The sequence below is a fragment of the Ruminococcus sp. genome (genome assembly GCF_045129435.1).
Taxonomy (GTDB): domain Bacteria; phylum Bacillota; class Clostridia; order Oscillospirales; family Acutalibacteraceae; genus Ruminococcoides.
This window is the reverse complement of record NZ_JBGVJL010000058.1, coordinates 1-10,395: the sequence shown is the minus strand read 5'-3', so window position 1 is coordinate 10,395 and position 10,395 is coordinate 1. Positions and strand designations below refer to the sequence as shown.

General features: G+C 39.3%; 10 protein-coding genes. All 10 read left to right on the top strand.

The annotated features are described in order from the left end of the window. Nucleotides 1-1,057: methylenetetrahydrofolate--tRNA-(uracil(54)-C(5))-methyltransferase (FADH(2)-oxidizing) TrmFO (gene trmFO / locus ACJMMI_RS02935; protein ID WP_405353362.1), on the top strand; the 1,057-nt coding region annotated here is incomplete at its 5' end. Between the two features lie 2 nt (nt 1,058-1,059). Next, nucleotides 1,060-2,055, top strand: coding sequence for a phosphate acyltransferase PlsX (gene plsX / locus ACJMMI_RS02930; protein ID WP_405353360.1), 996 nt, complete (start codon nt 1,060-1,062; stop codon nt 2,053-2,055). Nucleotides 2,056-2,061: 6 nt separating this feature from the next. Next, entirely contained in the window at nt 2,062-2,739 is a 678-nt protein-coding gene (gene rnc / locus ACJMMI_RS02925) for a ribonuclease III (RefSeq protein WP_405353358.1), read from the top strand. Then, nucleotides 2,735-3,736, top strand: a complete 1,002-nt coding sequence (locus tag ACJMMI_RS02920; RefSeq protein ID WP_405353364.1) for an elongator complex protein 3 — start codon at nt 2,735-2,737, stop codon at nt 3,734-3,736. The genes rnc and ACJMMI_RS02920 overlap by 5 nt, the downstream gene beginning before the upstream one ends. Before the next feature lie 3 nt (nt 3,737-3,739). After that, a complete protein-coding gene (smc, locus tag ACJMMI_RS02915; protein ID WP_405353356.1) occupies nt 3,740-7,315 on the top strand; it encodes a chromosome segregation protein SMC in 3,576 nt (1,191 codons plus the stop codon). A gap of 15 nt (nt 7,316-7,330) precedes the next feature. Continuing rightward, nucleotides 7,331-8,242 (top strand): signal recognition particle-docking protein FtsY, encoded by a 912-nt coding sequence (gene ftsY / locus ACJMMI_RS02910; protein WP_405353354.1) that lies wholly within the window; start codon nt 7,331-7,333, stop codon nt 8,240-8,242. 10 nt (nt 8,243-8,252) lie between these two features. Further along, nucleotides 8,253-8,846, top strand: a complete 594-nt coding sequence (rdgB, locus tag ACJMMI_RS02905) for an RdgB/HAM1 family non-canonical purine NTP pyrophosphatase (protein ID WP_405353353.1) — start codon at nt 8,253-8,255, stop codon at nt 8,844-8,846. A gap of 25 nt (nt 8,847-8,871) precedes the next feature. Further along, nucleotides 8,872-9,177, top strand: a complete 306-nt coding sequence (gene yhbY, locus ACJMMI_RS02900; RefSeq protein WP_405353350.1) for a ribosome assembly RNA-binding protein YhbY — start codon at nt 8,872-8,874, stop codon at nt 9,175-9,177. Beyond that, a complete protein-coding gene (gene nadD, locus ACJMMI_RS02895) occupies nt 9,174-9,779 on the top strand; it encodes a nicotinate (nicotinamide) nucleotide adenylyltransferase (protein WP_405353348.1) in 606 nt (201 codons plus the stop codon). Before yhbY ends, nadD begins: the two co-directional genes overlap by 4 nt. 4 nt (nt 9,780-9,783) lie before the next feature. After that, the gene (yqeK, locus tag ACJMMI_RS02890) at nt 9,784-10,368 is read left to right on the top strand and encodes a bis(5'-nucleosyl)-tetraphosphatase (symmetrical) YqeK (protein ID WP_405353346.1); all 585 of its coding nucleotides are present in this window, start codon (nt 9,784-9,786) and stop codon (nt 10,366-10,368) included. Nucleotides 10,369-10,395: the final 27 nt, after the last annotated feature.

Genomic DNA, 10,395 nt, shown 5'->3' with positions numbered 1-10,395 from the left:
AGGCGGTGCTTTGGCTGTTGACAGAGATATTTTTTCAACTCTTGTTACCGAGGGTATAAAATCTGATGAAAATATTGAAGTTTTTGAAGAAGAAATCACAGATATTCCCGATGATGCAATAACAATTATTGCTACGGGCCCCCTTACATCAGATGCTCTTGCCGATAAAATAAGAGAACGCTTTGGTACTTCACTCTCATTTTTTGATGCGGCCGCACCAATCGTCAGTGCGGAAAGTGTAGATATGGATTACGCTTTTTTTGCTTCAAGGTATGATAAGGGCAGTGGTGACGATTACATTAATTGCCCGATGAATAAAGAGGAGTACGAAACCTTTTACAATGCTCTTGTTACCGCCGAAAGAGCAGAATTACACAGCTTTGATGTAAATAATCCTAAAGTATATGAGGGATGTATGCCGGTTGAGGTAATGGCTCAGCGTGGCGAAAACACCTTGCGTTTTGGGCCGATGAAACCGGTAGGACTTGTGAATCCAAAGACAGGTCACAGGCCATGGGCAGTCCTTCAGCTGAGAAAAGAAAATTGCGAGGGTACGATGTATAACCTCGTCGGTTTTCAAACTAATTTGAAATTTGGTGAGCAGAAAAGAGTATTTTCTCTTATTCCTGCACTTCATAAGGCTGAATTTTATCGCTATGGTGTAATGCACAGAAATACATTCATCAATTCACCAAAGCTACTTGACGCTGACTTTTCTCTCAGAGAAAACGGCAATTTGTTCTTTGCAGGTCAGCTCACAGGAGTAGAGGGATATATGGAATCAGCGGCATCAGGAATACTTGCGGGTATCAATGCTGTTCGTAAATTACAAGACAAAGAGCCTTTTGTGCTTCCAAAGGATACAATGCTTGGAGCGTTGGCAGGCTATATTTCAGACAAGTATGTTGAGAAATTTCAGCCTATGGGAGCAAACTTTGGTGTGCTCCCTGCTCTTGAAAATCGTCCTCGTGACAAGCAAGAGCGTGGAAAGGCATATTCGGACAGGGCGTTGAAAAGCCTTGAAGATTATCTTGCACAAAAGGATATAGAGGTGTAAAAATGAAAATTATAGTAGATGCCTTTGGCGGAGATAATGCACCGCTTGAGATTATAAAGGGTTGTGCGGAAGCTGTTGCGGAATTTGACGATTTGTCAATTATTCTTACAGGCGATGAAAGTAAAATCATTAAGGTAGCAAGCGAGAACAATATTTCCCTTGACAGAATGGAAATTCACAATTGTACACAAGTAATTACTATGGACGATCACGCTGATGCTGTTTTAAAATCAAAAAAAGACAGTTCAGTGGCAGTGGGCTTTAATTTGCTAAAAAACGGTGAGGGCGATGCTTTTGTTTCTGCTGGTAACAGCGGTGCTCTTTGTATGGGTGCGACACTTTCAATCAGAAGAATAAAGGGTATTAAAAGACCTGCATTTTCTCCTGTTATGCCGTCAGCAAACGGATTTTTTATGCTTGTTGACGGTGGTGCAAATGTTGATTGCCGTCCTGAAATGCTCGTTCAATTTGCAGTAATGGGTTCAATTTATATGAACAAGGTTATGAAAATTGATAATCCAAGAGTTGGTCTTGCAAATGTCGGAACAGAGGATCACAAAGGAAATGAGCTTTACCAGACTACATATAAGCTTTTAAAGGAAAGTAATTTAAACTTTGTCGGCAATGTTGAGGGCAGAGATATTCCGCAAGGTGCTTGTGATGTTTTGGTTTGCGATGGCTTTACCGGCAATCTTATCTTAAAAACCTATGAGGGCGTTGCAATGGTTGTAATGAATGAGATAAAGAGCGTTTTCACAAGCAGTCTTAAAGGCAAGCTTTCCGCAGGTCTTGTACTTTCTGATATGAAAAAACTCAAGAAAAAGCTTGACCACAACACATACGGCGGTGCACCTGTTTTGGGAGCGTCAAAGCCTGTATTCAAAGCACACGGAAGTGCAAAGGCGGTTACAATAAAAAATGCAATCAGACTTTCAAGAGATTATGTTCTTGCTGATGCAATAGGCGAAATTTCAAAGGTTATTAATTCGGAGGATTGATTAAAAGTGCAGGAGCTTGAAAATAAAATTGGCTATAAATTTAAAGATATAAGCTTGCTTGAGGAGGCACTGACACATTCCTCTTATGCAAACGAACATAAGTCAAAGCATATCAAATACAACGAAAGACTTGAGTTTTTGGGTGATGCCGTACTTTCTATTGTGGTATCGGATTACATCTTCAAGAATTGTCCTGAACTTCCTGAGGGTGAGCTTACAAAGCTCAGAGCATCACTTGTGTGTGAAAAAAGTCTTTTTGTATTTGCAAAACAGCTTGGACTTGGTAAGTATCTTATACTTAGCAAGGGTGAACGCCACAACGGCGGTGCAGAGCGACCGTCAATTCTTTCTGACGCATTCGAGGCACTTATTGCCGCAATTTACATTGACGGCGGAATTGAGCCTGCTGCAAAGCATATTCTTAATTTTGTAATCCCTGCTATTAAGGCTTCAAAGAAAAGACCTGTTAATGATTACAAAACAACATTACAGGAAATTATTCAGAAAAATCCGGGAGAATTGCTTGAGTATGTACTTGTTGCAGAGTCAGGTCCTGACCATAATAAGCACTTTGTTGTAGAGGTACATCTCAACAGCAATGTAATCGGCAAGGGCGGCGGAAGAAGCAAAAAAGAGGCTGAACAGCAGGCGGCAAGAGAGGCATTGGAGTTGATGGGCTATTAAACATTCAAATGTCGCACTCTTTATTCCGCACAACGGTTGCCCTCATAAGTGTACATTCTGCAATCAAAAAAACATTGTAGGACAATCAAGCCAGCCTAATGCCAATGATGTAAAAAATGCTATAGAGATTGCTGTTAATTCTTTAAAAGAAAATACGAAAGAGGCTGAAATTGCATTCTTTGGCGGCAGCTTTACAGCCATTGACAGAAGATATATGCTTGAGCTTTTAGATGCTACAAAGCCATATATTGCAAGATTTAAAGGTATTCGTCTTTCAACAAGACCTGACTACATTGATGATGAGATAGTTGCCCTTTTAAAAAGCTACAATGTAATATCCATTGAGCTCGGTGCTCAGTCAATGGACGATGAAGTGTTACGACTTAACGAAAGAGGTCATAACTCAGAAGATGTGCGAAATGCCTGCAAAATAATAAAAAATTATGGCATTTCACTCGGTTTGCAGATGATGACGGGACTTTACGGTTCTGATTTTTATAAAGACATTTATACTGCTGATGAATTTATAAAGCTCAGACCTGAAACCGTAAGAATTTACCCGACTGTTATTATGCAGGACACAGAGCTTGCAAACCTGTATAACAGTAAGAAGTTTGTACCGTATACCCTTGAGCAATCTGTTGACCTTTGCTCAAAGCTTATTTTGAAATTTAAAAATGAAAACATCAAGCTGATAAGACTCGGACTTCATTATTCCGAAAGCCTTGAGAAAAACAGCCTTGGTTCAAATTATCATCCTGCTTTCAGAGAGCTTTGTGAAAATAAAATCCTCCTTGAAAAAACAGTTGAGCTTATTAAAAATTATTACAATAAGTCGGCAGATTTTTTTGAGGTCTATGTAAATCCACATTCGGTTTCTAAGCTTGCAGGTCAAAAAAAATCAAATATATTAAAGCTAAACAGTATGGGGTATAAAATTAAAATCAAGACAGATAAAAGCCTTGACGAATACGAAATATACATAAAACAGAGGTAATAAATGCGATTAAAATCACTTGAAATTCAGGGTTTTAAAACCTTTCCCGATAAAACTAAATTATCATTTGAGCAGGGCATTACCGCTGTTGTAGGCCCAAACGGCTCAGGTAAAAGCAACATTTCAGACGCTATCCGTTGGGTGCTCGGCGAGCAATCTCCTAAAAGCTTGCGTTGCTCCAAAATGGAAGATGTTGTTTTTAACGGAACCGACAAAAGAAAAAAGCTTGGCTATGCCGAGGTTTCTTTAAATATCGAAAACAAAGACAGAGTGCTTGCTTTTGACGGAGATGAAATTTCAATTACACGCCGTTATTATCGCAGTGGTGAAAGTGAATATCTTATCAATAAAGCACAGGTAAGACTCAAAGATATTAACGAGCTTTTTATGGATACAGGTCTTGGTCGAGATGGTTATTCTATGATCGGACAGGGTAAAATTGACAGTATTGTATCTTCAAAGGGCGAGGATAGACGAGAAATTTTTGAAGAGGCGGCAGGTATTTCTCGTTACCGTTACAGAAAAACCGATGCTGAGCGTAAGCTTAAAAGTACAGAAGAAAATCTTTTAAGACTCAGAGATATTGTTACCGAACTTGAGGAGCGAGTAGGTCCACTTAAAAGACAATCAGAAAAAGCACAGGAATTTTTAAAATATTCCGAGGAAAAGCGTGGACTTGAAATTGCACTTTGGCTCCTTACGCTTGATAAGAGTCAGGCTGCTCTTAAAACTCAGGACGAAAAAATTGCAATCGCTCATTCTCAATATGATGATGCCGAAAAAATGCTTGAAGAAATTCAGAAAGAATCTGAAGAAATCTATCTTAAAAATGGTGAGCTTGCCGTTAAGTCTGACGAAGTAAGACATCTCATTTCTGAACTTGATTCTCTGATTTCAGATTTGCGTTCCAGACTTTCGGTTTCAAAAAATGACATACTTCACAACGAAGAAAACATTAAGCGTGTTGAAAACGAAATTGAAAACGCACAGCAAAATTCTGAACTTATTACTACTCAGATTGCAGAGAAAAACGAGCAGATTGCCGAGCTTGATAAAAAAGTAATTGAAAAGCAAAAGGAATACACAGCACTTTCCGAAAAGCTAAATGTAATTAATTTGGATACCGGAAAAAGCGGTGATAAACTTCAGCAGCTTACATCAGAGCTTTCAATGCTCACTACAAAATCTGCCGATGCCAGAGTAATTGATATGACGGCAGAAAGCTCAATTTCTGACCTTGAGGAGCGAATTGCAAGCCTTACCGCTGCTAATAAAGACGGTATCTCAAGAGTGAATGAGCTTGAGGAAATCTCTGAGCAGTACGCAGCTAACCTTACAAATTTAAGAGAAGAAATTACTTCTGTAACAAATGCTATACAAGGCCTTGAACTCAAGTTGCAGTCAAAAGCTCACAAGCGTGACAGCTATAAGGCAGAAAGTGACAGACTTTTGCTCGACAGCAAGGAGCATATAAGGAAAATCAACTTCCTTGAAAATCTTGAGCGTAACCTTGAGGGCTTTTCAAAGAGCGTTAAGGTTGTAGTAAATGCCTCTAAAAACGGCAGATTAAAGGGAATCTGCGGTCCGGTTTCACGAGTGATTTCTGTACCGCAGAAGTACGGCGTTGCCATTGAAACCGCACTCGGTGCGGCAATGCAGAACATTGTTGTTGAAACCGAAAATGACGCTAAATCCGCAATTGCTTATCTTAAATCATCAGACGGTGGCAGAGCTACATTCTTACCCCTTAACACAATTAAGGCAAGAGAATTAAGAGAAAACGGACTTGAACTCTGCCAAGGTTTTATAGGTGTAGCAAGCGACCTTTGCTCTTGCGATGATAAATTCAGAAATATTTTATCGTCACTTCTCGGCAAAATTGTAATTGCAGATAACCTTAATTCTGCAACTGCCATTGCTAAGAAATATTCGTACCGTTTTAAGATTGTTACACTTGACGGACAGGTTGTGAATGCTGGCGGTTCGCTTACCGGCGGTTCACTTAACAGAAATACAGGTTTGCTGAGCCGTGCAAGCGAGATTAAGGATTTAAAGGAGCAGACAAAGGCTATTGAAGAAAAGTCTGCACAAGCACAGAAAATGTGTAATGAGGCTGCTCAGGATTATGCCGCTGTTGAAGCTGAGCTACTTGGCACAAGAGCAGACCTTTCAAATAAAAAACAGAGTCTTGCAAGAATGGAAGCCGAAAGCAAGGCTTGCGAAAACGAACTTTCAAACTCTAAGCTTGCTTTAAAGAATTTTGACAATCAGATAGAAGAATATACTAATAAAATCAATGTTCTTTCTGAGGATAGAAAAAATGCAGGAGAACAGCTTTCAGAGCTTAATCGCAAAATTTCTGAGGCAGAAGAAAAGGTAAACAGCATTACAGGCAGTCGTGCAAAAATGATTGAACAGCGAGAAGAAATTGCTGCTCAGCTACAGAATGTAAGACTTGAAATTGTTACCGCACAAAAGGACATTGACGCACTCAATTCTGAAATTCTCTATGCAGAAAATTCATCAAATAACTTTGGTGAAAGACAAAAAGAGCTTAATGCACAGATTGAGGACTATAAAAATAAAAATGAAGAAATCCAGAGCAGAATTTCAATTCTTGAAGCAGAAATCAAGGAAAAGACAGATAAGATTGCCGAATATAATTCAAGAATTGAAACCATAAATTCTGAAAAGGATACTTACGAAAAGAGAAGCGTTGAGTTAAGAGCACTTGAGCGTGACAAAACTTCTGAACGAGAGGTTTCAGGCAGAGAGCTTTCAAGGCTTGAGGAAAGAAAAATCAACCTGCAAAATCAGTATGATAATATTATTTCTAAACTTTGGGAAGAATATGAGCTTACCAAGAGAGAGGCTGAACAGCAGGCTATTGAAATACCGGATTCCAACGCTGCACAAAAGCGACTTAATGAGTTAAAACAGAAGATTAAAAATCTCGGTAATGTAAATGTGTCTGCTATTGAGGAATACAAAGAGGTGTCTGAGCGTTATGAATTTATGAGCACTCAGGTAACTGATGTTGAAAAGTCAAAGCGAGAAATCGAGCGACTTATCAATGACCTTACAAAACAAATGAAAGAAGTATTTGTTGAGAGTTTTGAAGAAATCAATAAGAACTTTACTTTTACATTTAAAGAACTATTCGGCGGCGGTACGGCTTCACTTTCGTTATCTGAGCCTGAGGATATACTCAACAGCGGCATTGATATTGTTGTTCACCCACCGGGCAAAATTGTAGTACATCTTGATGCACTTTCCGGTGGTGAGAAAGCACTTGTGGCTATTGCACTTTACTTTGCAATTATGAAGGTAAGACCTGCACCGTTCTGCGTAATGGATGAGATTGAGGCGGCACTTGATGATGTCAATGTTGACCGTTTTGCAAACTATATGAGAAACCTTACTCATACCACTCAGTTTATTTGTATTACCCACAGACGAGGCACTATGGAAGAAGCTGATGTGTTATATGGTGTTACAATGCAGGACGAGGGTGTGTCAAAGCTGCTGGAGCTACGCTCTACTGAAATTGCCGAAAAGCTTGGTATAAAAGCTAATTAATGAAGGGATGATTTTATGGGCTTTTTTAATAAAATTAAAGAGGGTTTAAAAAAGACAAGAGATGCAGTAGTCGGTCAGATTGACTCAATGCTCAAATCTTTTACTAAAATTGATGATGAGCTTTTTGAAGAGCTTGAGGAATTGCTTGTAATGGGTGATGTTGGTGTACCGACAGCAGAAAAAATCTGTGAAGAACTTAAAAAGAGGGTTAAGAAAGAGGGTATAAAAAACCCTAATGAAATCCACACTTTGCTCGAAGAAACTGTTTCTGATATGCTCAGAGGCGGCGAAGAGCTTGATATTTCCACAACTCCGTCAATCATTCTTGTTATAGGAGTAAACGGTGTGGGCAAAACCACAACTATCGGCAAGCTTGCAAACAGTCTTACAAAGCAGGGCAAAAAGGTTATTCTTGCAGCAGGCGATACATTCAGAGCCGCCGCTATAGAGCAGCTTGAAATTTGGGCAGACAGAAGCCATTGCGAAATCGTAAAGCAGAATGAGGGCAGTGATCCTGCCGCTGTAATTTATGACGCTATATCTGCCGCAAAGGCAAGACACGCAGATGTAATTATTTGCGACACAGCAGGTAGACTTCATAATAAAAAACACCTTATGGATGAGCTTGCAAAAATCAATAGAATTATAGACAGAGAACTTCCGGATGCAGCAAAGGAAAAACTTCTTGTGCTTGACGCTACTACAGGTCAGAACGCTGTTAATCAGGCAGAACAGTTCAGACTTGCAACAGGCATTACAGGTATTGTCCTCACAAAGCTTGACGGTACTGCCAAGGGCGGTGTTGTGCTTGCTATTAAAGAGGGACTTGGTATTCCTGTTAAATACATTGGTGTCGGTGAGCAGATAGACGATTTACAGCCGTTTGACGCAGAAGACTTTGCAAAGGCTCTCTTTGCTCAGAATTAAGAGGTACAAAATGAAATTTATTATTGCTACCAACAACGCAAAGAAATTAAAGGAACTTGAAAGAATATTAAAGCCGCTTGGCATTGATGCAGTATCGGCAAGAGAAGCCGGGGTAAGTCTTGATGAGGTCGAGGAAACAGGCACAACCTTTGCCGAAAATGCGTTTATCAAAGCAAATGCTGCTTTTAAAGCTACAGGTATGCCTGCCGTTGCCGATGATTCAGGCTTGTCGGTAGACGCACTTGACGGCAGACCGGGAGTGTATTCGGCAAGATATTGTGGTGAAAATGCTACAGATGAAGACAGGTATAATAAATTGCTTGAAGAAATGGAAAATGTTCCCGATGAAAAAAGAACAGCTCATTTTACCTCGGCAATCTGTTGTATTCTTTCGGCTGATGAAAAAATTGAGGTAAGCGGTGTGTGCAACGGTACTATTTCACACTCACCAAACGGCAACGGCGGTTTTGGCTATGACCCGATTTTTGATTATGACGGCAAAAGCTTTGCTGAACTTTCAGATGATGAGAAGGATAAAATAAGCCACAGAGGAATTGCTCTCAGAAAGCTGCAGGCAGAGTTGAAAAATAAATTTGATAAATAATTTTATATAAGAAAGGAGCAGTTAAATGCTCACAAGTAAACAGCGTGCATACCTTCGTGGTCTTGCAAATCCTATTGAAACTATCCTTATGATTGGTAAGGGTGAAATTACAGACAATATCGTAAAGCAGGCTGATGATGCACTCACAGCAAGAGAGCTTATCAAAGGCAAGGTGCTTGAGAACAGCGGTTATTCTTCAAGAGAAGCTGCTGAGCTTATTGCTGAAAAATGCGGTGCAGAGGTTGTTCAGGTGATAGGTTCAAAGTTTGTTCTTTACAGAAAGAACGAGGATGAGCCTAAAATTGTTCTTCCTAAGAACAGAAGAAAATGAGCAGAATAGGAATACTCGGCGGCACTTTTAACCCGATTCATAACGGTCATAAGCAGATGATTGAGTACAGCCATAAAGAGGCAAAGCTTGATAAGATTATTGTTATGCCAACCTTTGTGCCACCGCATAAAGAAAGCTTAAATCTTGTTTGCTGCGAGCACAGACTTAATATGTGCAGACTTGCCTGCTCAGAAATCAGCTATGCCGATGTATCGGATTTTGAAATTAAATTAGAGGGCAAAAGCTACACCTACAGAACACTTGAACTTTTAAAAGAGAAGTACCCAAATGACGAGCTGTTTTTTATAGTCGGTGCAGATATGTTTTTGTCACTTGAAAGCTGGAGAAATCCGGAGATTATTTTTAAACTTGCAACAATAATTGCTATTCCGAGAGATGACGACAGCGTAGCCGAACTTACAAGGCACTATGATGATATTTTAAAACCGATGGGTGCAAAAGCAATTATTTTGCAAAAGTCGGTTCTCACGGTTTCTTCAACTTATGTGAGGGATAATATAAATAATCACGATGCTTTAGCAAATCTGCTTGATAAAAGGGTTTTTGATTACATTAAGGAAAATAATTTATACAGGGTGTGATTTTATGAATTTAGACGAGTACAAAAAAATTATAAAATCAAGAATGAGCGACTACCGCTATACACACAGCGTAAATGTGTCTAAGGAAGCGGTAAGACTTGCAAAAAAATACGGTGCAGACGCAGATAAAGCTGCCATTGCAGGAATACTTCACGATATTACTAAAGAAACACCAAAAGAAGAACAGTTGCAAATTATGACAGATGGTGGTATAATTTTAGATAATGTGCAGAAAAATTCTGCAAAGCTATGGCATGGTATAAGCGGAAGCGTATATATTCGTGATGTTCTAAAAATCACAGATGAGGATATTTTAAACGCTGTAAGGTACCATACAACCGGCAGAGCCAATATGTCTTTGCTTGAAAAAATAATCTTTATTGCAGATTTTACTTCTGCCGAAAGAGATTATTCAGGTGTAAAAACAATGCGTAAAAAGGCCGGCAAGACTCTTGAAAACGCAATGCTTTACGGCTTGCAGTTCACATTAAAGGACTTGTCAAAAAGGGCAATGATAATTCACCCTGACGCCCTTGCCTGTTACAACGAAATTGTAATAAATAATTCAACGAAAGGAACAGCCAAATGAATTCTTACGAGCAATCAATTTTAACAG

Coding starts and splice junctions, on each gene's coding strand:
- plsX (WP_405353360.1), top strand. CDS start 1,060: ATGAAAATTATAGTAGATGCCTTTGGCGGAGATAATGCACCGCTTGAG.
- smc (WP_405353356.1), top strand. CDS start 3,740: ATGCGATTAAAATCACTTGAAATTCAGGGTTTTAAAACCTTTCCCGAT.
- ftsY (WP_405353354.1), top strand. CDS start 7,331: ATGGGCTTTTTTAATAAAATTAAAGAGGGTTTAAAAAAGACAAGAGAT.
- rdgB (WP_405353353.1), top strand. CDS start 8,253: ATGAAATTTATTATTGCTACCAACAACGCAAAGAAATTAAAGGAACTT.
- yhbY (WP_405353350.1), top strand. CDS start 8,872: ATGCTCACAAGTAAACAGCGTGCATACCTTCGTGGTCTTGCAAATCCT.
- nadD (WP_405353348.1), top strand. CDS start 9,174: ATGAGCAGAATAGGAATACTCGGCGGCACTTTTAACCCGATTCATAAC.
- yqeK (WP_405353346.1), top strand. CDS start 9,784: ATGAATTTAGACGAGTACAAAAAAATTATAAAATCAAGAATGAGCGAC.